This window comes from Mesorhizobium sp. 131-2-1, assembly GCF_016756535.1.
Lineage (GTDB): Bacteria > Pseudomonadota > Alphaproteobacteria > Rhizobiales > Rhizobiaceae > Mesorhizobium.
Window position 1 is genome coordinate 1079742 of the sequence record NZ_AP023247.1, and the last position, 20961, is coordinate 1100702.

Genomic DNA, 20961 nt, shown 5'->3' on the forward strand with positions numbered 1-20961 from the left:
GGAACCCTCTGGTCCCAAGGGAGACCTTGATTGTCATGCATGTGCCAAGTGGGTGCACGCGCAGAATTGCCGACTCGCATCTAGCTATTTTCACTCAATTCCGGACGGAAAGCCGCAACGATGCGGAATGGGAATGTCCCGGTATCCGCGTTGCCTATGCCCTTGCATCAGGGAGGGCAGGCTGATGCGTGGCCTCGACCAAAACCGCCGCAGCTTGCTCAACCTGACCGGCCGCATGGTCGACCTGTTCAAGCTTCTTCGCCAGCCGGTCGTGCAACATCGAGAGCCGGGCCGCATGGTAGACCGCACTTCGCTTTCGGCCGTTCGAGTCCAGCGGTCCAAACAACATGGCGACGGGCTCCTCAGTGTGTGCTTGTCGGCGGCACCACAAGTTCAACCATATTGCCGAGTCCTCACGGTTTGCGATCCCGTCAAAAGTTGAACATGGGGTCATCCCTTTGGTTCCGCCGTGCGGAGCAACCCGCCGCGAGCGGACTGGTCACGTCGCACTTAGCGCCATGGCCTTCGGCGTCGTGCTGGCGGTGCCTCACTATCCGGGCGCGCAGCATTGCGAGCAGCGCGACCCGATGACGATCGGCGCGCGTTCCGCTGCGCCAATCGAGCGGTTCGAATATCATCATGGGTCCGGCTCCTCAGTAGTGGGCAGCCGGATTGAGCGTCGTCAGCCGTCGCTCAGCTTCCGCGACTCGCCGCTTCTCAGACCTGATGCGAGCGCAAAGCGCCAGGTTGATGCAAACGCCGCGATCCTCGTCCAGCAAGTCGTTTGCTCGGCTAAGCGAACGTTCAGCCCGCTTTATGCGGAGCCGCGCCTTGGCGAGTTCAAAGTCCAATATCTCGACCATTTTCCCAAAACCTTCAGGTCAATAGTCCCTTCGAAATCTAAACCGCCCCTGGCCGCAATGGTTCCAACGTATGCGGAGGAGAAAAGGGCGCCGATCGAGGAAATCAGGCACCCGTATGGCCGAGCTTCGAGTCGAAAACAAACCCGAGGGTCCGAACTGACCAATTGCCCTTCGGACACTTGATTGGCCCGCTGCTTCGGTGGCGGGCCTTGTAGTTGGCGCCATCCGAACAAAGAGCGCGGCTATCCGGTTTGAGGTCAGGGAGAACGCTGATGCAAAATCAAACCAAAGAGCGGCCCGCGCCCAAGCCGGACCCGAAGAAGACGCCTGTCCGTCCCGACAGGGAATCATCGCCAAAACCTAAGCATGTCGATCCGCCGCCGCGAGACGTGCGAGAGGCGCCGGTTCCAAATCCAAACGGCGACAAGAAGTCTTAACGGCCGGCACGCGGCGAAAGCGGCTGCTGCCTCACGGTGCTCGCGTCTCCCCCTACTAACTCGGTCGCTCGTTCCGCACGTAGCGATATTGAGATTTCATATGCTTAGATAATCCCGCTGGTGGAGCTGAGGGGGATCGAACCCCTGACCTCATCATTGCGAACGATGCGCTCTCCCAGCTGAGCTACAGCCCCGTCCAGCGGATGGCGCATTTATCGGGCGAGGCCGTTTCGTGTCAAGGCGAAACGACTGCGGATCGGCCGCCTTTGCGGCTTGCGCGCACGGCGGCACTTGCCGCCTTGGCCGGCAATGGCTACATGTCGGCAACAATTGGAGACCGGCATGATCGCCCTTATTCAAACCATCGTCATGGCGCTTGACCTCTATTGGTGGATCATCATCGCCTCGGCAATCTTTTCCTGGCTCTACGCCTTCAACGTCGTCAACTCGCGCAACCAGTTCGTCGGCACCATCGGCAACATGCTCTACCGGCTGACTGAACCGGCGCTCCGGCCGATCCGCCGCTTCATGCCCGACCTCGGCGGTATCGACATTTCGCCGATCATCCTGTTGCTGATCATTTTCTTCCTCCGCCAGTTCCTGCTCACCACGGTGCTGTCGCTGGTCGTCTGAGCGCGGATATGGGCACGCCGTTCCGCTCGCGCGACGACGGCATCGACCTGTTCGTCCGGCTGACGCCGAAAGCGGCGCTCGACAGGATCGAGGACGTCGAGACGATGGCGGACGGGAGAAGCCACCTCAAGGCCCGCGTTCGCGCCGTGCCGGAAAACGGCGCCGCCAATCTCGCGCTGGAACGGCTGGTCGCCAAGGCGCTGGGCGTGCCGGCGTCGGCCGTTTCGGTGATTGCCGGCGGCACCGCCCGGCTGAAGACACTGCGTGTTGCGGGTGAGCCAACTGCCCTGGCGAAAGCGGTCGAGGCGCTTTCAAAATAGAGGCTCAATCCCCCAGCGGCAGGCGGGGATCGTCGACCTTCAGCGTGTTCACGCTCTGCTTGATGCGGCGCAGGTTCTCCAGCACCTTCGGGCCACGCGTCTCGGCGACCGATGTCACGATCATGTCGACGATGGCGAGCAGCGCATAGCGCGACGATGTCGGCTTGTAGATGTTGCCATCCTCGAACGACTGCAGATGGATGACCGTATCGGCGGCCTTGGCCAGAGCCGAGTCCGGCGCGGTGATGGCGACCGTGGTGGCGCCATATTGCTGGGCGACCTGCACCGCCTCGATGACCGATCGCGCATAGCCGGAAACCGAAAAGGCGACCAGCGTCGTCTCGGGCGTCGCGACCGCGGCGTACATGCGCTGCAATTGTCCGTCGATCTGCGCCAGAACCGGCAGGCCCAGCCGGAACAGCCGGTTCTGCATTTCGGTGGCCATCATCGAGGAGATGCCGCCGGAGCCGATGCACAGCACATTGCCCGAGGTTGCAATGCGCGCGGCGACACCGACCAGCGTCGTCATGTCGAGGTTCTCGCTGGCGCGCTGGATGGCCGATATCGCCGCCTCGGTGATGGCGGATGCGATGCGCTGCTCGCGCGCGTCGCGGCTCAGCGGCTCCGGCGACAGATACTGGCCGCCGATGGCGATCGCCTGCGCCAGGTAGAATTTGAAATCGCGCAGGCCCTCGCAGCCGAGATTGCGGCAGAAGCGGGTCACCGTCGGTTCGCTGACGCCGACGCGCGCGGCAATCTCCGAGATCGCCGCCTTGGAGGCGAAATCGAGATCGGTTAGTACGAGGCCGGCCAGCCGGCGGTCCGACTTGGTGCCGTCCTGCGCCATCAATTGCAGCCGTGTGATGATATCGGCCGGCGTCTTCATATTTGTGGTTTCGTCTTCATGCAGGTGTCGTCATAGGGGCAGGCCCGTCGCCTTGTCGAACAGATGGATGTTGCGCGGTTCGACCGTGACCGGCAAGCGGTCGCCCGGCCGCACCTGCACGCGGTCGCGGAACACGGCGCGCACCGTGTCGCCGCCTATCGCGCCGTAGACATGCGTCTCCGAGCCGGTCGGCTCGACGACGTCGACATCGATGGCCATCGCATCACCGGTGCCGCCGATGACGAAATGCTCTGGGCGGATGCCGGCCTCGACCGTATCGCCTGTGGGCTCGGCCTTGCCTGCCAGCGCCAGCCGTCCGCCACTGCTGGTCTCGAACCAGGAATTGCCGGCGGCTGCCTTGAGCGCTCCGGAGACGAAGCTCATCGAGGGCGAACCGATGAAGCTGGCGACGAACTTGTTGGCCGGCCGGTCGTAGAGTTCCAGCGGTGGTCCGACCTGCTGGATGCGGCCGCGGTCCATCACCACGATGCGGTCGGCCATGGTCATGGCCTCGATCTGGTCGTGGGTGACATAGACAATCGTCGATTTCAGCCGCTGGTGCAGCGCCTTGATCTCGGTGCGCATCTGCACGCGCAGTTGCGCGTCGAGGTTGGACAGCGGCTCATCGAACAGGAATACCGACGGCTCGCGCACGATGGCGCGGCCCATGGCGACGCGCTGGCGTTGACCGCCCGACAATTGCCTCGGATAGCGGTCGAGATAGGAGAAGAGGCTGAGCACGCCCGACGCCTTCTTGACCTTGTCCTCGACGGCGGCGCGCGTCTCGCCGCGGATCTTCGGGCCGAAGCCGATATTGTCGGCGGCCTTCAGGTGCGGGAACAATGCATAGGACTGGAAGACCATGGCGATGTTGCGCTGCTGCGGCGGCAGGTCGTTGGCGCGCATGCCGCCAATCAGGAGATCGCCGGAGCTGATCGTCTCCAGCCCGGCCAGCATGCGCAGCAGGGTCGACTTGCCGCAGCCCGAAGGGCCGACCAGAACGACGAACTCGCCGCTTTTGATCTCGAGGTCGATGTCCTCGAGGATGCTGTGGTGGCCGAACGATTTCGACAGGTTGCGGAACTGGACATCGGTCATGGTCACGCTCCCAATATGTCGTCGATGAAGGGCAGGCAGCCGGCGGTGAGCCCCGCATCCACCGGCATCACCACGCCTGTTACGCCCGATGCCCGGTCGGAAGCAAGGAAGGCCACCGCTTCCGCCACTTCCGGTGCGTTGACGATGCGACCGAGCGGATAGAGCCGCTTGAGCTTGCCGAGGATTTCGGGGTCCTTGGCCAGGCGATGATCCCACGCGGCGGTGCGGATCGATCCCGGGCAGACGACATTGGCGCGCACGCCGCTGCGGCCGAGCTCGACGGCGATCGACTTGGCATAGGCATTGATGCCGGCCTTGGCGGCGGCATAGGCCGGATTGCCGAAATGGGAAATGGCGTTGACCGATGAGATGAAGACGACGCTGCCGGAGCCGCGTTTGGCCATCGCCTTGATGAGCGGGTCGGCGAAAGTCATGACGCCGGTCAGGTTGAGGTCGAGCTCGTGCTCGATCTTGTCCGCCGTCAGCGCGCCAATCGTCTCCGCGCGCGTCCAGCCGGCATTGTTGATCAGGATGTCCGGGATGCCGTCCCGGTCGAGGATCGCGGCGACCGCCGTCTCCATCGAGGCGCGGTCGAGCAGGTTGAAGACATGGCGGGAGGCGAAATGCGGGCCGGCCAGGGACTCGTTCGACTGATCGCAGCCGACCACGCGCGCGCCGCGCTCCGCCAGCAGCGCCACGATCGCCGACCCCAAGCCGCCGCCGGCGCCCGTGACCACGGCCGTCTTGCCCTCGAATTCGGCTCTCGAAACCACCGCGCGCGCTCCTCCATGATGCAGACGTTCGGCTGCGAGGCTAGGCAATCAAATGTAATTTAGCAACAGAATAATTTGCTTGCGAAGCGCCTAATGATCGATAATGTAGGAAAGTCACATCAATTCTGTTCCGCCCGTCGGAGCGGAAGCGCATCAGCGCAGATCAATGGGAGAGATCAGATGAGCCTTGCGAAATGGACTGTCGGCCTGACGGCCGGAATGAGCATGCTGGCGTTTGCGGCGCCGGCCGATGCGGGAGAGGTGCGCGTCACCGTCGCCGAATACAGCGCCAAGACAGGCCCCTATTTCCAGGACGTCAAAAAGGAATTCGAAGCGGCCAACCCGGGTATCACCGTCAAGTTCGAAGTGGTGCCGTGGGAGGTGTTGCTGCAGAAGCTGACCACCGACATCACCGCCGGCACCAATGCCGACCTGTCGATCATCGGCACGCGCTGGCTGATCGACTTCGTGCAGCAGGATGTCGCCGAGCCGCTCGACGGCTACATCACGCCCGAGTTCAAGGACCGCTTCATCGACACCTTCCTGTCGCCCTCGATCATGGAGGGCAAGACCTACGGCCTGCCGATCGCCGCCTCGGCGCGCGCCATGTATTACAACAAGGAGCTGTTCGAGAAGGCCGGCATCGCCAAGCCACCGGCCACCTGGACCGAGCTGCAGGAGGATGCCCGCAAGATCAAGGCGCTCGGCTCCGGCACGTTCGGCTTCGGCCTGCAGGGCAAGGAGATCGAGACCGACGTCTACTACTACTATGCGATGTGGTCGCAGGGCACCGAGATCCTCAACAAGGACGGCACCTCGGGCCTTGGCACGCCGGGCGCGCTCGACGCCGCCAAACTCTACAAGTCGATGATCGACGAGGGCCTGACCGAGCCGGGCGTCACCTCCAACAACCGCGAGGACGTGCAGAACCTGTTCAAGCAGGGCAAGGTCGGCATGATGATCACCGCGCCCTTCCTGTCCAACCAGATCAAGGACGAGGCACCGAACCTGAAATACGGCGTCGCCGCCATTCCCGCCGGGCCGACCGGGGCGCGCGGCACCTATGGCGTCACCGACTCCATCATCATGTTCAAGAATTCCAAGAACAAGGACGAGGCCTGGAAGCTGCTCGACTTCCTGTTCACCAAGGAGCAGCGCGCCAAGTTCACGCAAGGCGAAGGCTTCCTGCCGGTGAACAAGGAAGAGGCGAAGATGGACTACTACGTCAACAACGCCGACCTCGCCGCCTTCACCGCGCTGTTGCCCGACGCCCGCTTCGCACCGGTCATCCCGGGCTGGGAAGAGATCGCCCAGATCACGTCCGATGCGATGCAGAAGATCTATCTCGGCAGCGCCGAGCCGGAGGCTGCGCTGAAGGACGCGGCGGCCAAGGCCAACGCGGTGCTGAAGAAATAGGGCGTTCACTCCCGACGCCCGTGGCGCGCCCCACCCCGTCGGGGCGCGCCACACCTTTTAGAATTGAGCAGAAAGATAGTTCGTCAATATCAGCGCCGCCCCAGCCAGGTTCCTTTCCTCTCCCTCCGGAGGGGGGAGAGGTGGCTCGGCGAAGCCGAGACGGAGTGGGGGAACCACCTGGCAACCACCGCGAACGGACATAGGAAGGGCACTAGGCGCAAGCATCGCCTCGCCTTGCGCCCAGCCGTCGACCCCCACTCCGTCGAGCTTCGCTCGACACCTCTCCCCCGATCGACGGGGGAGAGGAAGGGCCCTCTTCCGCAACTGCCGCGGGGGACGGGCAGGCAGGTGAGTGGTAGCACAGGCGCCTGGAAAGAGTTCGACTGAGCGGTTGAAAAGAACAGATCAGAGCTGAAAACAGCCGATGCAAAATCGTTTCTTGCCCTATCTCCTGACCTTGCCCAGCCTGTTCCTGGCGGCTGTGGTCATCTTCTGGCCGGTCTGGGACCTGCTGCAGATCTCGACGCATGACGTCAGCCGCTTCGGCCAGTTGCGCGACTTCAGTGGTCTCACCAATTTCTCGGCATTGTTCGCCGATCCCGATTTCATAGCAGCCCTCTGGCGAACCGGCCTGTGGACGGTGCTGGTGGTCGGCGGCGCACTCTTGCTGTCGATCCCGGTGGCGATGATCCTCAACACCGATTTCTACGGTCGCGGCCTCGCCCGCGTCATCATCATGCTGCCTTGGGCGGTGTCGCTGACCATGACGGCGGTGGTTTGGCGCTGGGCGCTCAACGGCGAAAGCGGCATGCTGAATTCGGCGCTGATGGGGCTCGGCCTGATCAGCCAGAACATCCAGTGGCTGGCCAGCGCCGAGACGGCGTTCCCGATGCAGGTGCTGATCGGCATACTGGTGACGGTGCCGTTCACCACGACCATCTTCCTCGGCGGGCTGTCGTCGATCCCCGACGACCTCTACGAGGCGGCCGCACTGGAGGGCGCCACGCCGTATCAGCAGTTCCGTGAGGTCACCTTTCCGCTCTTAAAACCGTTCATCAACATCGCGATCGTGCTCAACACGATCTACGTCTTCAACTCCTTCCCGATCATCTGGGTGATGACGCAGGGCGGACCGGCGAACTCGACCGACATTCTGGTCACCCATCTCTACAAGCTCGCCTTCCGCATCGGCAAACTGGGCGAGGCGTCGGCGGTGTCGCTGGTGATGTTCGCCATCCTGCTCGTCTTCACCATGATCTATGTGCGCCTCGCCATGCGGGAGCAGCGGGCATGAGCAACGGCAAGCTGAAGCGCTCGATCGTCGCCTGGCTGCTGCTGTCGCCGCTTATCGTGGTGACGATCTTCCCCTTCGCGGTGATGTTGCTCACCGCGGTCAAGCCGCGGGCCGAAGTGCTGTCGCCAACCTGGTGGCCAAGCGCGTTCCACTGGTCGAATTTTGTCGACATGTGGGTGGCGACCGGCTTCGGCCAGGCGCTCGTCAACTCGCTCTACGTCTCGGTGATCGCAACGGTCGGCGCCATCCTGATCTCGGTGCCGGCGGCCTATGCCATGTCGCGCTTCCGCTTTGCCGGTTACGGCGCCTTCCGCCAGTTCCTTTTGATCTCGCAGATGATCTCGCCGATCGTGCTGGTGCTCGGCCTGTTCAGATTGATGGCGGCCTGGGGCCTGATCGAATCGACGACGGCGCTTGGCTTCATCTACATGGCCTTCAACGTCGCCTTCACGGTGTGGATGCTGCAGAGCTATTTCGACACCATCCCGCGCGACCTCGAGGAAGCCGCCTGGATGGAAGGCGCCGGCCGCTGGCTGACCTTGCGAAAAGTGTTCCTGCCGCTTTGCCTGCCGGCGATCGCGGTGACGGCGATCTTCACCTTCATCAACGCCTGGAACGAATTCGTCGTGGCGCTCACCATGCTGCGCAGCCAGGAAAGCTACACGCTGCCGATCCAGGTCTTCTCGCTGGTCGCAGGCCGTTACACGATCGAATGGCACCATGTCATGGCCGCCACGCTGCTCGCCACCTTGCCGGTGGCGATCCTGTTCATCTGGCTGCAGCGCTACCTGGTCAGGGGCCTGGCGCTCGGGGCCGTCAAATAGCCGATATTCCGCTACGGAGCTTTCATGCGCATCTTCACCGCCTCGCTGGCGACGGAAACCAACACCTTCTCGCCGGTGCCGACCGACCGGGCCTCGTTCGAGATGGCCTTCTATGCCGGGCCGGGCAAGCATCCGGAAACACCGACGCTGTGCTCGTCGCCGATCGTGGCGCTGCGCCGGCGCGCGGCAAAGGAAGGACTGACCGTCATCGAAGGCACCGCCACCTGGGCCGAGCCTGGCGGCCTTGTGCAGCGGCAGACCTATGAGGCGTTGCGCGACGAGATCCTGGATCAGCTCAAGGCGGCCTTGCCAGTCGATGCCGTCATCCTCGGTCTGCACGGCGCGATGGTGGCGCAAGGCTATGACGATTGCGAGGGCGACCTGCTTGAACGCGTGCGGGCGATCGTCGGGCCGGAGGTGGTGATCGCCTCGGAATTCGACCCGCACAGCCATCTGACGCCGAAGCGTGTCGCGGCGTGCGACATCATGGCCTACTTCCTCGAATTCCCGCACACCGACTTCTACGAGCGCGGCGACCATGTCGTCGAGCTCGGCCTGGCGGCCGCACGCGGCGAGATCAAGCCGGTGATCTCGACCTTCGACTGCCGCATGATCCAGGTGCTGCCGACCAGCCGCGAGCCGATGCGCTCCTTCGTCGACCGCATCAAGGCGCTGCATGGCAGGGACGGCGTGCTGTCGGTCTCGGTCGTCCACGGCTTCATGGCCGCCGACGTGCCGGAAATGGGCACGCGCATCCTGGTCGTCACCGACAACGACAAGGACAAGGGCGATGCGCTGGCGGAAAGGCTGGGGCGCGAGCTTTACGCCATGCGCGAAAAGACAGCGATGACGATGCTGAGCACGGCCGACGGCATCGAGCGCGCGCTCGCCGTGCGCAAGGAAAACCCGAACAAGCCGGTGGTCATTGCCGACATCTGGGACAATCCCGGTGGCGGCGTTGCCGGCGACGGCACCGTCGTGCTGCGCGCTATGCTGGAAAGTGGCCTGGGCAATGTCGGCGTGGCGACGATCTGGGATCCGATCGCGGTGACGTTCTGTCAGGCAGCGGGCGAGGGCGCCGTCATCGATCTGCGCTTCGGCGGCAAGGCCGGGCCGCTGGCAGGCGAGCCGATCGATGCGCGCGTCAAGGTTCTGAAGACGGTCGGCGAAGGCTGGCAGAGTTTCGGACCGAGCCGGGTGACGTTGGGGTCGGCTGCGGTGGTGCGTATCGAAGGCACCGAGGTCGATGTCATCCTCAACACCAACCGCACGCAGACCTTCGAGCCGGATATTTTTTCCAACATCGGAATTGATCCGCTGTCGAAGGACATACTGCTGATCAAGTCGACCAACCATTTCTACGCCGGCTTCGCGCCGATCGCCGCCGAGATCATCTATGTCTCGGCGCCGAGTTCGTATCCGAGCAACCCGGCCGTGACCAATTATACCAAGCTGACGCGACCGGTGTGGCCGCGAGTAGCGGATCCGTGGGGAGACAAAGCTCCCCCTTCTCCCCTTGCGGGAGAAGGTGTCGCCGAAGGCGACGGATGAGGGGTGTTCCAGGGAACGCCAACGCCTCACTCCGTCGCGCACCCCTCATCCGGCTCGGCGCTGCGCGCCGATCCACCTTCTCCCACAGGGGGAGAAGGAAGAGGGCGCTAAACCAGCCCCCGCTTCACCATCATCGCTTCGGGCGACGGCATCTTGCCGCGAAACGCGGTGTAGAGCTCTTCCGGATCCTTCGAGCCGCCGGCGGCGTAGATATTTTCTCGCAGCCGCTCGGCCAGCGCCGGGTTGAAGGGATCGCCGGTCTCCTCGAAGGCGGCGAAGGCGTCGGCGTCGAGCACTTCGGACCACATGTAGGAATAGTAGCCGGCCGAATAGCCGTCGCCGGAAAAGACATGGCCGAAATGCGGAGTGCGGTGGCGCATGGCGATCGTGTCGGGCATGTCGAGCCTGTCCAGCGTTTCGGTTTCGAAACGAAGCGGCTCAGCCGGTGCATCCGGCCGTGCATGGTAGGCCATGTCGATCAGCGCCGAGGCGGTGAACTCAACGGTGGCGAAGCCGGCGCCGAAGGTGCGCGTCGCCAGCATCTTGTCGAGCAGCGCCTTGGGCATCGGCTTGCCGGTCTTGACGTGCAGCGCATGCTTTTCCAGCACCGCCGGCACCGTTAGCCAGTGCTCGTAGAGCTGCGAGGGCAGCTCGACGAAATCGCGGCTCACGGACGTGCCGGAGACCGACGGCCATGTGACGTCGGTCAGCATGCCGTGCAGCGCATGGCCGAATTCGTGGAACAGCGTCTTGGCCTCGTCGACCGACAGAAGCGCTGCCTCGCCGGCCGGTGGCTTGGCGAAGTTCATGATGTTGTAGATGACGGGCTTCGAGCCGTGGCCGAGCTTGTAGCCGGACTTCAGCGCGCTCATCCAGGCACCCGAGCGTTTGGAGGGCCGCGCGAAGTAATCGGCGAGGAACAGACCGCGCTCGCTGCCGTCAGCGTTTTTCACGACAAAGACGCGCGCGTCGGGATGCCAGGCGGCGATGCCCTTCTTTTCCTCGAAGGTGATGCCGAACAGCTTTGTCGCGACATCGAAGCAGGCGTCGATGACGCGCTCGAGCTGCAGGTAGGGCTTCAGCTCGGCCTCATCGAAGGCGAACTTCTCGGCGCGCAGCTTCTCCTGGTAGAAGCGCCAGTCCCAGGCGGCAAATGTCTCGTTGCTGCCGGCCTCGGCCGCCAGTCGCTCCAATTGCTTCTGGTCGCTCGCCGCCTTCTCCAGCGCCTTTTCCCAGACCGGATCGAGCAGCGCGTGCACGGCCTTCGGCGTCTTCGCCATAGTGTCGTCGAGCTTGAGCGCCGCGAAGGAGCCGTAGCCGAGCAGTTCTGCCTTCTCGGCGCGCAGCTTCAGCATGTCGCGGACGACGTCGGTGTTGTCGGAAGCGCCGCCATTCTGGCCGCGCATGGTGAAGGCGCGGAAGGCGATCTCGCGCAGGTCGCGGCGCTCGGAGAAGGTCGAGAAGGGCTCATAGATCGAGCGTGAGAGCGTGACGGCGTAACGGCCCTTCTGGCCGCGCATCTCGGCCGCTTCGGCCATGGCGCTCTTGAGGAAGTCGGGCAGGCCGGCGAGGTCGGCCGCGTCGAGGAACAGTGCCCAGTCGCGCTCGTCGGCCAGCACGTTCTGGCCGAAATTGGTGCCGAGCGAGGACAGGTCCTCGTTGATCTTGGCCAGCCGCTTCTTGCCGTCGGCGTCGAGCTTGGCGCCGGACCGGACAAAACCCTTCCAGGTCTTTTCCAGCACGCGCAGCGTCTCGGCATCCAGCTTCAGGCTTTCGCGGCGCTGGTAGAGGTCGTCGATGCGGGCAAACAGTTTCTCGTTCATGGAGATGGCCGAGAAATGCCTCGACATCTTCGGCGAGATGTCGCGCTCCAGCGCCTGGATGTCCTCATTGGTGTGGGCGCCGGCGCGGCACCAGAAGATCGACGAGACCTGGTCGAGCGGCTCGCCGGCGAGCTCGAGCGCGGCCAGCGTGTTGTCGATCGTCGGCGCCTCGCTGTTGCCGGCGATGGCGTCGATCTCAGTTGCGTGTGCCTTCAGCGCTGCGTCGAAGACCGGGCCAAAATCGCCATCGCCGATGCGGGTGAAATCCGGCAGGCCGAGCGGCCCTTGCCATTTGGTCAGCGGATGGGCGGCGAGATCGACGGCTGATGACATGGAAGAACTTTCGATTGGTGGCAATGGGAGGCGAAACCGATGTAGGGCGCGGGCCTGCCGCGCGCAACCTTGCAACCGGATCGTGATTGGTCAGTAAGTCTCGCAGCTTTCCGCGATCGCCGCCTGGGTGCTGGAGGTGATGCGGTTGCCGGCGACCGAGAAGGTCTCGCGCATCAGCATGTCGTTGCTGGGGAAGTCGTAGCAGGCGATCACCGTGGTGACGCCGGCTTCCGACTTCTCGATACGGTGGCGGATCGCGGCGCCGGCGACGGCGCCCTGCCAATCGTCGATCGAGGCGATGAACTCCTGCTTGGTCTGGACGACGCCGAGATCGTCGAGCGTGATGCGCACGTCGTCAGCCAGCAGGTCGGACAATTCGGTGCGGTCGGCGACCAGCAGCGCCGAATACCAGCGGTCGATCAGCGCGCCGTCATCGGCGCGGGCGGCGAGGCCCGAAAAGAGCAGTACGGCGGCTATCGCGGTTCCCTGGAAAACGATCCGCATCGCCGGCCTCACCCCAGATCCGGCCGCTCGAAATCGCCGGTCTCCTTGTTCATCACCCAAAGCTCGCCGGTCGAGATGTCGAACCAAGCGCCGTGCAGCGACAGCCGGCCCTTGCCTTCGAGGATGGAGACGCAGGGGAAGCTGCGGAGGTTGGCGATCGAGTAGCGGATCGAGATGCGCTCCAACGCGGTCTGGCGCTCGGTCGCCGTCATGAAGGTGCTGGACGAGACGGTCTCGGCAGCGGGCGCGATCAGGCTCATCCACTTGCCGATGAAGTCGCCGGGCGAGAGCGGCGCGGAATTGGGGTCGAGCGCGGCGCGGATGCCGCCGCAGCGGCCATGCCCCATTACCACGATGTTCTTCACCTTCAGGCTCTGCACGGCGAATTCGAGCGCGGCCGAGGTCGAATGGAACTCGCCGTCCGGCGCATAGGGCGGCACGAGATTGCCGACATTGCGCAGCACGAACAGCTCGCCTGGGCCGGCATCGAAGATCGCCTCAGGGGCGGAGCGGGAGTCGCAGCAGGCGACGATCATCGTCTCGGGCGCCTGGCCTTCGCGCGCCAGCGAGCGGTAGCGCCCGCTTTCGGCCGGATAACGGCCGTTCATGAAATTGCGATAGCCGTTGAGCAGATGTTCGGGAAGATGGGGCATGGGCGGCTAAAGCCTTTCCGGGGCTGGAGGCAGCTGCACAGTTCAATCTGGAAAGCCCTCTAACGGCAAAAGCCGGTCGCGGGCAATGCCGAATTGCGGATGGCTCCGTCGCAATCGCGATGCGGCGCGCATGCTCGCCGTTACGCCCAGATGGCGACCGGTATGCCATAACGATCGGTCAGCGGTGGGTCCGGATGCGGCCTTGCCTCGCCATTGGCGATGCGCCCGGCAACCAGCATCATCGCCGCCGCATCGAGGAAATCGTCGGCGGCGGCACCCTTGGGGGCCGGATGGTCGAGGAAGCTTTTGTCGTAGCCATGCCGGCACAGCAGCGCCTTGCGTTCCTCCATGCCGGCCGGATTGATCGCGCCCTTGATTTTCTTCGGCAGCGCCATGGCTTTCCCGCCATTCAGCCGGCAGAACGCCACTTCCGGATGCGATTCGAAGACGCGGCCGCGCAGTTCGGGATGCGTGATCAGCAGCGCGTCGATCTCGCGAATCTTGGCAAAGATGCCGAAAGCCTGGATCGAGACGCCGCGCGGCGGATCGGATGTGGCCTTCGCCACCTCGCTGGCCCGGCGATGCGCCGCATACCAGGCTTCGACCGTGGTGAAGTCACTTGCGTCGGCATAGAGCGCCGCGCGCGAGGGGATCGAGAACACGCTCGATTGCCGCTCCCCGAGCAGCGGCCGCACCAGTGCCTCCGGTCCGCGCCCACCTCTTTGCGAAAAGTCCGGCAGGCCGATCGGCATGTCGACGGCGATTGTGGCGCTGGCGGGCAGAGTGGCGAGCAAAGCGGCAAAGCCTGGAAAGACAGAAACTGACGGAGCGAAGCCCGGATCGTGGCGGACAGCGATCCAGCCGGCCTTGCAGCCGTCGACGCCGACCAGCACGCCGGCCGTCACGCCCGCTTGTCCCGCTCCGGATGCAGGAGATGGCGCAGCTGCACCATCGCCATAGGATGCGACAGGCTCTGCGCGTCGGTCTCGAGCTGCAGCTCGTCGCCGCCACGTTTTGCGGTGCGCGCCAGGATCTCGTAGACTGCGGCCGTGGTCGACTGCAGCGCCTTGATCGGCGGCTGGCCGGAGAGGATGCGCGCCAGATAGACGGCGGCCGTCAGGTCGCCCAGCCCGTTCGGCGGCTTGTCGATAAGGCGATGCTCGGCAAGCAGCGCCTGCCTGGAATCGAGCAGGAGGTTGCCGGTGCCGCCGGCCATCATCGACGGCGCGGAGGTGACCAGCATGGTCGAGGGGCCGGCGTGAAGGGCGGCCGACATCACCGATTTCAGATCGGCAAGCGGCGCCCCGGCCATCCATTCCAGCTCGTAGCGGTTGGGCGTGGCGATGTCGGCGATCGGCATCAGCCGGTCGCGCAAGGCGGCAGCCGTCGGCTCCGGCACGTAGAGCCCGCCGGAATCGCCCATCACCGGATCGCAGATATAGACGGCGTTCGGTGTCCGCTCCTTGACGGCGGTGACCAGCGAGGCGACGGCCTCCGCCTGGCCGGCCTCGCCGAGATAGCCCGACAGCACCGCGCCGACCTCGCCCAGCCAGGGCGCGCGCTCGAGATCGGCCATCAGCGCCTTGAACTGGTCAAGCGGCGGCACGATGCGGGTCGCCCGGCCGTGGCCCGGATGCCAGGGCAGGACGACGGTCGGCACCGCCCAGACAGGAAAGCCCAGCGTCTCCAGCGCAAAGACTGCGGCGCGGTTGCCGACGGAGCCGCGGGCGACATGGCTGGAGATGACGATGACCGCGCGCGGCGCGCCGGCTTTTTCAGCGTTCATGGATGTCCGGTCCTAACCGCCACGCGTGGCGAAATACACCAGCCAGGCCAGCAGGCCGAAGGCGATGACGAGCCCCAGCACCCTGCCGATGCGGGTGCCCCAATAGTCGATCGGGTCCGAACGGTCGGCGTCCGCGGCGCTGACATGGTCGCGCGCGTTCTTCGCTGTGCGGGCGATGAAAGACGTGCCGCCCGGGTTGGTCTCCCGCTCCACGCGCTCGAGAATGCGGCGCGATTCCTTGTCGCTGTCCTGGCGCTCGGCCATGGCAATGTCCTGTTCAGCCGGGACCTTAGCCTGTTCGCTTGGCCATTCACAGGGCCTGCCTGCAGGGTAGCGGGATGGCAGCGGAGGCTTTGCGGCTGGGGTCATTTTCTTGCGCGTGGATTGTGGTAATGCTTCGCGTGCAACTTCCGACGAGGGATCCAAATCATGCTTGCCCAGCGCCTCACCTCCCCCTCCATCTTCCGTCATCTGCCGGCGTTGCTGATGATGGCCATCGTGCTGCCACTGCTTGCCGGCTGCGGCTACAACACCATCCCGACGGCCGAGGAAAACGCCAAGGCGGCCTGGAGCGAGGTGCTGAACCAGTACCAGCGCCGCGCCGATTTGATCCCCAACCTGGTCGAGACTGTGAAGGGTTACGCCGCGCATGAGAAGGACACGCTGGACGCCGTGGTTGAGGCACGCGCCAAGGCGACGCAGATCACGGTGACGCCGGAAACGCTGAAGGATCCCGAGGCCCTCAAGAAGTTCCAGGATGCCCAGGCCGGGCTGACCAGCGCGCTGTCGCGGCTGATCGCGGTGTCGGAAGCCTATCCCGATCTCAAGGCCAACCAGAATTTCCTGGCGCTGCAGGCGCAGCTCGAAGGCACCGAGAACCGCATCGCTGTGGCGCGCCGCGACTACATCCAGGCGGTCAAGGACTACAATCTGACGCTGAAGACCTTCCCGTCGGTGCTGTGGGCGACCTTCTGGTTCCGCAGCAACGAGCCCTTCGCCAACTTCACCGTCGACGAAGACAAGATGCAGCCGCCGAAGGTCGATTTCGGCACGAAGCAGGGCGGTTGAACGGCGAATTGGTTGCCGAGCTTGCCGGCCTTGCGTTCCTTCGCGCCCCCCTCTGTCCTACCGGACATCTCCTCCACGAGGGGGGAGATCGGACGTCGCCTCGGCCTTCGCCAATCTCCAACGGCTGAAAGCGAGAGCCGGCGGTCGAGCTCTCAATCTCCCCCCAAGTGGGGGAGATGTCCGGCAGGACAGAGGGGGGCGCGACAGAACGCCTTCGTTGGCGTTTTGCTGAGCGCCTTCTGCCTCTGCCTTCTCCTCCCCCTTACTGCCTTCGCCGCCGATCTCATCGCTCTCACCGGCCGCGTCGTCGACAATGCCGGCATCATCGACGCCGGAACAAAAGCGGCGCTGACCCAGAAACTCGCCGATTTCGAGAAGAAGGGCTCCGACCAGATCGTCGTTGCGACCATCTCCAGCCTCGGGGGCGAGGAGATCGAGCCTTACGCCAACCGGTTGTTCCGCTTCTGGAAGCTTGGCCAGGCCAAGGAGAACAACGGCGTGCTTCTCCTGGTGGCGCCGAACGACCGCAGGATGCGCATCGAGGTCGGCTATGGGCTGGAAGGCACGCTGACCGACCTGCATACCAAGCTGATCATCGAGAACGACATGGTGCCGGCCTTCCGCGTCGGCGATTTCTCCGGCGGCATAACCAAGGCCGTCGACGACATGATCATGGTGTTGGAGGGTAATCCGGAAGAGCTGGAGGCGCGCGGCAAGCGCAACGAGCAGGCGCCGTTCAATTCCGACGATCTGTTCTTCTCGATCTTCATCACCGTCTGGATCACCATCCTCGTTCTCAGCCTTGCCGCCTCCATCCTGCCGCCGATCTTCGGCCAAAGGATCGGCCCCGGCCGCTATCGCTGGCTGGGCATGACCTTCGAGCCCGGCAAGCGCTCGTCCAGCGGCGGCTGGTCCTCGGGCAGCTCCGGCGGCGGCTGGTCTTCAGGCGGCGGCGGCTTTTCCGGCGGCGGTGGTTCGTCCGGCGGCGGCGGCTCCTCGGGAAGTTGGTGAGCCGATGAACGGACGCGTCCTGCCAGGATCCGGATGGCGCGCCGCGACCATCGGCGCCTTGCTGCTCGCCGTGGCTGTGCTCTTCACCAGCTTTGCCGCGCGCGCCGCGGAACTGCCGGCGCTGACCGGGCGCGTGGTCGACAATGCCGGCCTGCTCGATGCCGGGACGAAGGCGGCGCTGACGCAGAAGCTCGCCGATTTCGAGAAGAAGGGCTCCGACCAGATCGTCGTCGCGACCATCCCCAGTCTCGATGGTGAGGAGATCGAGCCCTACGCCAACCGGTTGTTCCGCTTCTGGAAGCTTGGCCAGGCCAAGGAGAACAACGGCGTGCTGCTTCTGGTGGCGAAGAACGACCGCAGGATGCGCATCGAGGTCGGCTATGGGCTGGAAGGCACGCTGACCGACCTGCATACCAAGCTGATCATCGAGAACGACATGGTGCCGGCCTTCCGCGCCGGCGATTTCTCCGGCGGCATAACCAAGGCCGTCGACGACATGATCATGGTGCTGGAGGGCAATCCGGAGGAGCTGGAGGCGCGCGGCAAGCGCAATCCGGCCAATGACAGCGCGGTCGATCCCATCCTGGTGCTGTTCATCATCCTGTGGGCGACGCTGTTCCTGGGCGGTCTGGCGATGGCGTTCCTGCCACCGATCTTCGGCACGAAACTGTCGCCGGGCGTGTATAGATGGCTGGGCATGACCTTCCGCTATGGCCACGGCGCGCGGACTTCGGGCGCTTGGAAGACCGGGACCGGCAGTGGCTGGTCGACGGGCAGTTCCGGCAGCGGCTGGTCGTCCGGGAGTTCCGGCGGCAGCTGGTCGTCCGGCTCGAGCGGCGGGTTCTCGGGTGGCGGCGGCTCGTCCGGCGGTGGCGGGTCCTCAGGGAGCTGGTGAAAGAGATGGCGACACGACCGATCAGCCCGCAGGATCATGAGCGCATCGCCGAGGCGATCCGCGCCGCCGAGACGAAGACGGACGGCGAGATCTACTGCGTGGTCGCGCATGCCAGCGACGGCTACTTTTTCCCCGCAGCCTTCATGACGACGCTTGCCATGCTCATCGTCAGCCTTGGCGTCGCCTATGGGCTGGAGGCCTGGTGGCTGTCGATGCGCCTGCCGCATTTCGTCATCGCCGAGCTCCTGGCGCTGGCCTCGGCGCTGGCGCTTTTGTGGGCGGTGCCCGGATTGCGCATTCATTTCGTGCCGCGCCACATGCGCTACCAGGCCGCGCATGGCAATGCGATCAAGCAGTTCCTCGCCCGCAACGTCCATCGCACGGCGGCGCGCACCGGCGTGCTGATCTTCGTCTCGATCGCCGAGCGTTATGCCGAGGTGGTCGCCGATGCCGGCATCAACAGCAAGGTCGGCCAGCATGTCTGGGACGGCGTGGTCCGCGACCTTACCGCGCATGCCGGCGACGACCGGCTCGCCGACGGGTTCATCAAGGCTGTCGAATCGGTTGGCGCGGTGCTGGCCGAGCATTTTCCCGTCACGGCCGGCGATGCCAACGAGTTGGACGATCATCTCGTCGAGATTTGAGAGCGGTCCGTAACCTTACGCTGAGCCCTCCCGCGCCCTGCCGTTCACCTGTGCGAAAGCGAGGATGCCGTGGGCGGGACTCTTTGCAATCGGGCGATGCGGGTTTATGGTTAAGCAATTATGAACACGCTGACCATCGACATCAGGAAGGCCGAGCCGCGCGACGCGGCGGCCATCGCCGACGTGCATCAGGAGGCCTGGCGCGGTGCTTATTCCGGCATCATTCCGCACCGGACGCTGACCTCGATGATCAACCGCCGCGGCGCCGACTGGTGGGCGAACGCGATTCGCCGCGCCGCCACCGTGCTGGTGGTGGAGATCGGCGGAACGATCGCCGGCTACGCCACGATCGGCAAGAATCGCGCCCGCGAGCTCCGCCAGCAGGGCGAGATCTACGAGCTTTACCTGCGCCCGGAATACCAGGGTATCGGGCTCGGCAGCCGGCTGTTCAAGGCTGCCCGCGCGCGGCTCGCCGACCACGGCTTGCGCGGCATGGTGGTCTGGGCGCTTGAGGACAACCAGAACGCGCTCGCCTTCTATGCCGGCGCCGGCGGCCGCGACATTGCCGAAGGCGTCGAGATCTTCGAGCAGAAGGCGCTGAAGAAGGTCGCTTTCGTCTGGGAATGATCGTCGCGTCGCGGTCGCGCAATCCTCCCCGCACGATTCGCCGCATTGCACCATGACGCGTCCCCCGCTATCGGTCTGACAAAATCGAGAGAGGGATTTGAGCCATGCGCATCGAAGCGATTGCTACCGGAAAGAACCCGCCGGAAGACGTCAACGTCATCATCGAGGTGCCGATCGGCGGCGAGCCGATCAAGTACGAGATGGACAAGGAGGCCGGCACGCTGTTCGTCGACCGCTTCCTGCACACCTCGATGCGCTATCCCGGCAATTACGGCTTCGTGCCGCACACGCTGTCGGGCGACGGCGATCCGATCGACGTGCTGGTCTGCAACACGCGGGCACTGGTGCCGGGCTGCGTCATCAACGTGCGGCCGATCGGCGTGCTGATCATGGAAGACAATGCCGGCCAGGACGAGAAAGTGATCGCGGTGCCGTCGCCGAAGCTGACGCTGCGCTACGAGAACGTCACCGAATACACGCATCTGCCGGAGATCACCCGCCACCAGGTGCAGCACTTCTTCGAGCACTACAAGGATCTGGAGCCCGGCAAATGGGTCAAGATCGAGGGCTGGCACGATTCCAAATACGCCAAGAAGATGATCGTCGACGCGATCGAGCGGGCGAAGGCGAGCAAGTAAGCGACGACGCTGGGCTTCTGCTGACTCTTGTGGCGAAGGCCCCTCAGCTTCGTCATACTAGGGCGGAGCAGCCGCGAAGCGGCGTCGCGAAGACCCTAGTATCCATGCCGTAACGTTGGCCGAAGGGCACGGCGGAACAGAATTCTGCACCGTTTACGGTGGCGTTGATGTCGCGGCATGGATCCTGGGGTCTGCGCCGCGTCGCTGCGCTCCTTGCTTCGCCCCAGGATGACGAAGTCATAGCGCCCCGGCTCATCTCCAACGTGCCTAGTTGTCCACCCTGCCAAAATCCGGCGCGTTGCCGATCACCACGCGCTTGTCCTTGCCGCAGGCGAAGCCTTTCGCCTTCTCGTCGGCCAGCTTGCGCGCCTGGTCGTTGGCCTGCGGGTTGCCGGTGGCCAGCACCAGCCCGACCGTGCAGCCTTCCTGAACGTCCGGCTGGGCGACCTTGGCGACGACCAGCACCTCGGTCGACTTGTTCTCGTCCTCGGGATTGCTGATCGATCGGCGGTGGATGGCGGCGAAGGGGATGGCTATGTCGCCATCGGTCTCGACGCGCCATTCCACCTTGGGTCCGGCCGTGTTGAGGGCGGAGAAGCTTTCCCAGACCGAGGTCATGTCGTGCGACGGGAACCCGTAGAACAGCGATTCGCGGGCGTCGTCGTAGCCGATCAGCACGGGATAGCCGCGATAGCCCGAGCAGGCGAGGCTGGCCCAGTCGCCTTCGCCCTCGGCCGCCTGCGCATAGGTCACGCAGTCCTTCTCCCAGTCGAGATCGGTATAGGCGCTGGATATGTCGCCGGCGCGAGCCGTTTGGCAAAAAGCGGCGAGGACAAGCGGGATCAGAAGCGCACGCATGGCGGACAACTCCGTTTCGAGTTGTC

The 20961-nt window shown here is 64.6% G+C and carries 24 protein-coding genes and 1 tRNA gene; 13 read left to right on the plus strand and 12 right to left on the minus strand.

What is annotated here, in order from left to right; genetic code table 11:
• Nucleotides 1-154 precede the first annotated feature (154 nt).
• Nucleotides 155-349 carry a hypothetical protein gene (locus JG743_RS05270; protein WP_202298778.1) on the minus strand — a complete coding sequence of 65 codons (195 nt, stop codon included), beginning with the start codon at nt 347-349 and terminating at the stop codon, nt 155-157.
• Between the two features lie 169 nt (nt 350-518).
• Between JG743_RS05270 and JG743_RS05275 the strand changes: the two genes are divergently transcribed.
• Nucleotides 519-1046 carry a hypothetical protein gene (locus JG743_RS05275; RefSeq protein WP_202298779.1) on the plus strand — a complete coding sequence of 176 codons (528 nt, stop codon included), beginning with the start codon at nt 519-521 and terminating at the stop codon, nt 1044-1046.
• A 372-nt stretch (nt 1047-1418) separates the two neighbouring features.
• On the opposite strand, the gene JG743_RS05280 is transcribed toward JG743_RS05275, so the two are convergent.
• A tRNA-Ala gene (locus tag JG743_RS05280) sits at nt 1419-1494 on the minus strand.
• A 148-nt stretch (nt 1495-1642) separates the two neighbouring features.
• Between JG743_RS05280 and JG743_RS05285 the strand changes: the two genes are divergently transcribed.
• Nucleotides 1643-1933: a YggT family protein gene (locus tag JG743_RS05285; RefSeq protein WP_202298780.1), complete on the plus strand. Its 291-nt coding sequence runs from the start codon at nt 1643-1645 to the stop codon at nt 1931-1933.
• Between the two features lie 8 nt (nt 1934-1941).
• Nucleotides 1942-2253, plus strand: coding sequence for a DUF167 family protein (locus tag JG743_RS05290; protein ID WP_202298781.1), 312 nt, complete (start codon nt 1942-1944; stop codon nt 2251-2253).
• Nucleotides 2254-2257: 4 nt separating this feature from the next.
• Here JG743_RS05290 and JG743_RS05295 read toward each other — a convergent pair whose 3' ends face one another.
• From JG743_RS05295 to JG743_RS05305, 3 genes are read right to left on the minus strand one after another with little or no spacing between them, the layout of a single operon-like run.
• Nucleotides 2258-3139: a MurR/RpiR family transcriptional regulator gene (locus tag JG743_RS05295; RefSeq protein WP_202298782.1), complete on the minus strand. Its 882-nt coding sequence runs from the start codon at nt 3137-3139 to the stop codon at nt 2258-2260.
• 30 nt (nt 3140-3169) lie between these two features.
• Nucleotides 3170-4237: an ABC transporter ATP-binding protein gene (locus tag JG743_RS05300; protein ID WP_202298783.1), complete on the minus strand. Its 1068-nt coding sequence runs from the start codon at nt 4235-4237 to the stop codon at nt 3170-3172.
• Nucleotides 4238-4239: 2 nt separating this feature from the next.
• Nucleotides 4240-5010 (minus strand): SDR family NAD(P)-dependent oxidoreductase, encoded by a 771-nt coding sequence (locus JG743_RS05305; protein WP_202298784.1) that lies wholly within the window; start codon nt 5008-5010, stop codon nt 4240-4242.
• A 180-nt stretch (nt 5011-5190) separates the two neighbouring features.
• Here JG743_RS05305 and JG743_RS05310 point away from each other — a divergent pair, with 180 nt between their 5' ends.
• The 4 genes from JG743_RS05310 to JG743_RS05325 all read left to right on the plus strand — a co-directional run bounded on the left by JG743_RS05310 (nt 5191) and on the right by JG743_RS05325 (nt 10095).
• Complete coding sequence (locus JG743_RS05310; protein ID WP_202298785.1) at nt 5191-6426, plus strand: ABC transporter substrate-binding protein; 1236 nt, start codon at nt 5191-5193, stop codon at nt 6424-6426.
• Nucleotides 6427-6850: 424 nt separating this feature from the next.
• Nucleotides 6851-7720: a carbohydrate ABC transporter permease gene (locus tag JG743_RS05315; RefSeq protein WP_202298786.1), complete on the plus strand. Its 870-nt coding sequence runs from the start codon at nt 6851-6853 to the stop codon at nt 7718-7720.
• Nucleotides 7717-8544: a carbohydrate ABC transporter permease gene (locus JG743_RS05320; protein ID WP_202298787.1), complete on the plus strand. Its 828-nt coding sequence runs from the start codon at nt 7717-7719 to the stop codon at nt 8542-8544. The genes JG743_RS05315 and JG743_RS05320 overlap by 4 nt, the downstream gene beginning before the upstream one ends.
• Before the next feature lie 24 nt (nt 8545-8568).
• Nucleotides 8569-10095, plus strand: a complete 1527-nt coding sequence (locus JG743_RS05325) for a M81 family metallopeptidase (RefSeq protein ID WP_202298788.1) — start codon at nt 8569-8571, stop codon at nt 10093-10095.
• Between the two features lie 107 nt (nt 10096-10202).
• Here the strand turns inward: JG743_RS05325 and JG743_RS05330 are convergent, their stop codons facing one another.
• The 6 genes from JG743_RS05330 to JG743_RS05355 form a co-directional block, all read right to left on the minus strand.
• Entirely contained in the window at nt 10203-12251 is a 2049-nt protein-coding gene (locus JG743_RS05330; RefSeq protein ID WP_202298789.1) for a M3 family metallopeptidase, read from the minus strand.
• Nucleotides 12252-12341: 90 nt separating this feature from the next.
• Nucleotides 12342-12755 carry a nuclear transport factor 2 family protein gene (locus tag JG743_RS05335; RefSeq protein WP_202298790.1) on the minus strand — a complete coding sequence of 138 codons (414 nt, stop codon included), beginning with the start codon at nt 12753-12755 and terminating at the stop codon, nt 12342-12344.
• Nucleotides 12756-12763: 8 nt separating this feature from the next.
• Complete coding sequence (locus JG743_RS05340; protein WP_202298791.1) at nt 12764-13408, minus strand: carbonic anhydrase; 645 nt, start codon at nt 13406-13408, stop codon at nt 12764-12766.
• A gap of 140 nt (nt 13409-13548) precedes the next feature.
• Nucleotides 13549-14313 carry a DUF429 domain-containing protein gene (locus JG743_RS05345; RefSeq protein WP_202298792.1) on the minus strand — a complete coding sequence of 255 codons (765 nt, stop codon included), beginning with the start codon at nt 14311-14313 and terminating at the stop codon, nt 13549-13551.
• Nucleotides 14310-15194: a pyridoxal kinase PdxY gene (gene pdxY, locus JG743_RS05350; RefSeq protein ID WP_202298793.1), complete on the minus strand. Its 885-nt coding sequence runs from the start codon at nt 15192-15194 to the stop codon at nt 14310-14312. Before pdxY ends, JG743_RS05345 begins: the two co-directional genes overlap by 4 nt.
• A 12-nt stretch (nt 15195-15206) precedes the next feature.
• Nucleotides 15207-15458, minus strand: a complete 252-nt coding sequence (locus tag JG743_RS05355) for a hypothetical protein (RefSeq protein WP_202298794.1) — start codon at nt 15456-15458, stop codon at nt 15207-15209.
• Between the two features lie 165 nt (nt 15459-15623).
• On the opposite strand from JG743_RS05355, the gene JG743_RS05360 reads away from it, so the two are divergent.
• The 6 genes from JG743_RS05360 (at nt 15624) to ppa (ending at nt 20077) form a co-directional block, all read left to right on the plus strand.
• A complete protein-coding gene (locus JG743_RS05360) occupies nt 15624-16262 on the plus strand; it encodes a LemA family protein (RefSeq protein ID WP_202298795.1) in 639 nt (212 codons plus the stop codon).
• A gap of 225 nt (nt 16263-16487) precedes the next feature.
• Entirely contained in the window at nt 16488-17273 is a 786-nt protein-coding gene (locus JG743_RS05365) for a TPM domain-containing protein (protein ID WP_202298796.1), read from the plus strand.
• 4 nt (nt 17274-17277) lie between these two features.
• On the plus strand, nt 17278-18168 hold the full coding sequence (locus JG743_RS05370) for a TPM domain-containing protein (protein ID WP_202298797.1): 891 nt from the start codon (nt 17278-17280) through the stop codon (nt 18166-18168).
• A gap of 5 nt (nt 18169-18173) precedes the next feature.
• Nucleotides 18174-18812 (plus strand): TPM domain-containing protein, encoded by a 639-nt coding sequence (locus tag JG743_RS05375; RefSeq protein WP_202298798.1) that lies wholly within the window; start codon nt 18174-18176, stop codon nt 18810-18812.
• 120 nt (nt 18813-18932) lie between these two features.
• Nucleotides 18933-19439 carry a GNAT family N-acetyltransferase gene (locus JG743_RS05380; RefSeq protein WP_202298799.1) on the plus strand — a complete coding sequence of 169 codons (507 nt, stop codon included), beginning with the start codon at nt 18933-18935 and terminating at the stop codon, nt 19437-19439.
• 104 nt (nt 19440-19543) lie between these two features.
• Nucleotides 19544-20077 (plus strand): inorganic diphosphatase, encoded by a 534-nt coding sequence (gene ppa / locus JG743_RS05385; protein WP_202298800.1) that lies wholly within the window; start codon nt 19544-19546, stop codon nt 20075-20077.
• Between the two features lie 267 nt (nt 20078-20344).
• Here the strand turns inward: ppa and JG743_RS05390 are convergent, their stop codons facing one another.
• On the minus strand, nt 20345-20935 hold the full coding sequence (locus tag JG743_RS05390; protein WP_202298801.1) for a hypothetical protein: 591 nt from the start codon (nt 20933-20935) through the stop codon (nt 20345-20347).
• Nucleotides 20936-20961 lie beyond the last annotated feature (26 nt).

Excerpts from the sequence above, each read along its gene's own strand:
- JG743_RS05370 (WP_202298797.1), top strand. The coding sequence starts at position 17,278 with ATGAACGGACGCGTCCTGCCAGGATCCGGATGGCGCGCCGCGACCATC.
- JG743_RS05295 (WP_202298782.1), bottom strand. The coding sequence starts at position 3,139 with ATGAAGACGCCGGCCGATATCATCACACGGCTGCAATTGATGGCGCAG.
- JG743_RS05300 (WP_202298783.1), bottom strand. The coding sequence starts at position 4,237 with ATGACCGATGTCCAGTTCCGCAACCTGTCGAAATCGTTCGGCCACCAC.
- JG743_RS05285 (WP_202298780.1), top strand. The coding sequence starts at position 1,643 with ATGATCGCCCTTATTCAAACCATCGTCATGGCGCTTGACCTCTATTGG.
- ppa (WP_202298800.1), top strand. The coding sequence starts at position 19,544 with ATGCGCATCGAAGCGATTGCTACCGGAAAGAACCCGCCGGAAGACGTC.
- pdxY (WP_202298793.1), bottom strand. The coding sequence starts at position 15,194 with ATGAACGCTGAAAAAGCCGGCGCGCCGCGCGCGGTCATCGTCATCTCC.
- JG743_RS05355 (WP_202298794.1), bottom strand. The coding sequence starts at position 15,458 with ATGGCCGAGCGCCAGGACAGCGACAAGGAATCGCGCCGCATTCTCGAG.
- JG743_RS05325 (WP_202298788.1), top strand. The coding sequence starts at position 8,569 with ATGCGCATCTTCACCGCCTCGCTGGCGACGGAAACCAACACCTTCTCG.
- JG743_RS05375 (WP_202298798.1), top strand. The coding sequence starts at position 18,174 with ATGGCGACACGACCGATCAGCCCGCAGGATCATGAGCGCATCGCCGAG.
- JG743_RS05270 (WP_202298778.1), bottom strand. The coding sequence starts at position 349 with ATGTTGTTTGGACCGCTGGACTCGAACGGCCGAAAGCGAAGTGCGGTC.
- JG743_RS05390 (WP_202298801.1), bottom strand. The coding sequence starts at position 20,935 with ATGCGTGCGCTTCTGATCCCGCTTGTCCTCGCCGCTTTTTGCCAAACG.
- JG743_RS05275 (WP_202298779.1), top strand. The coding sequence starts at position 519 with ATGGCCTTCGGCGTCGTGCTGGCGGTGCCTCACTATCCGGGCGCGCAG.
- JG743_RS05320 (WP_202298787.1), top strand. The coding sequence starts at position 7,717 with ATGAGCAACGGCAAGCTGAAGCGCTCGATCGTCGCCTGGCTGCTGCTG.
- JG743_RS05310 (WP_202298785.1), top strand. The coding sequence starts at position 5,191 with ATGAGCCTTGCGAAATGGACTGTCGGCCTGACGGCCGGAATGAGCATG.
- JG743_RS05380 (WP_202298799.1), top strand. The coding sequence starts at position 18,933 with ATGAACACGCTGACCATCGACATCAGGAAGGCCGAGCCGCGCGACGCG.
- JG743_RS05315 (WP_202298786.1), top strand. The coding sequence starts at position 6,851 with ATGCAAAATCGTTTCTTGCCCTATCTCCTGACCTTGCCCAGCCTGTTC.
- JG743_RS05335 (WP_202298790.1), bottom strand. The coding sequence starts at position 12,755 with ATGCGGATCGTTTTCCAGGGAACCGCGATAGCCGCCGTACTGCTCTTT.
- JG743_RS05330 (WP_202298789.1), bottom strand. The coding sequence starts at position 12,251 with ATGTCATCAGCCGTCGATCTCGCCGCCCATCCGCTGACCAAATGGCAA.
- JG743_RS05340 (WP_202298791.1), bottom strand. The coding sequence starts at position 13,408 with ATGCCCCATCTTCCCGAACATCTGCTCAACGGCTATCGCAATTTCATG.
- JG743_RS05290 (WP_202298781.1), top strand. The coding sequence starts at position 1,942 with ATGGGCACGCCGTTCCGCTCGCGCGACGACGGCATCGACCTGTTCGTC.
- JG743_RS05360 (WP_202298795.1), top strand. The coding sequence starts at position 15,624 with ATGCTTGCCCAGCGCCTCACCTCCCCCTCCATCTTCCGTCATCTGCCG.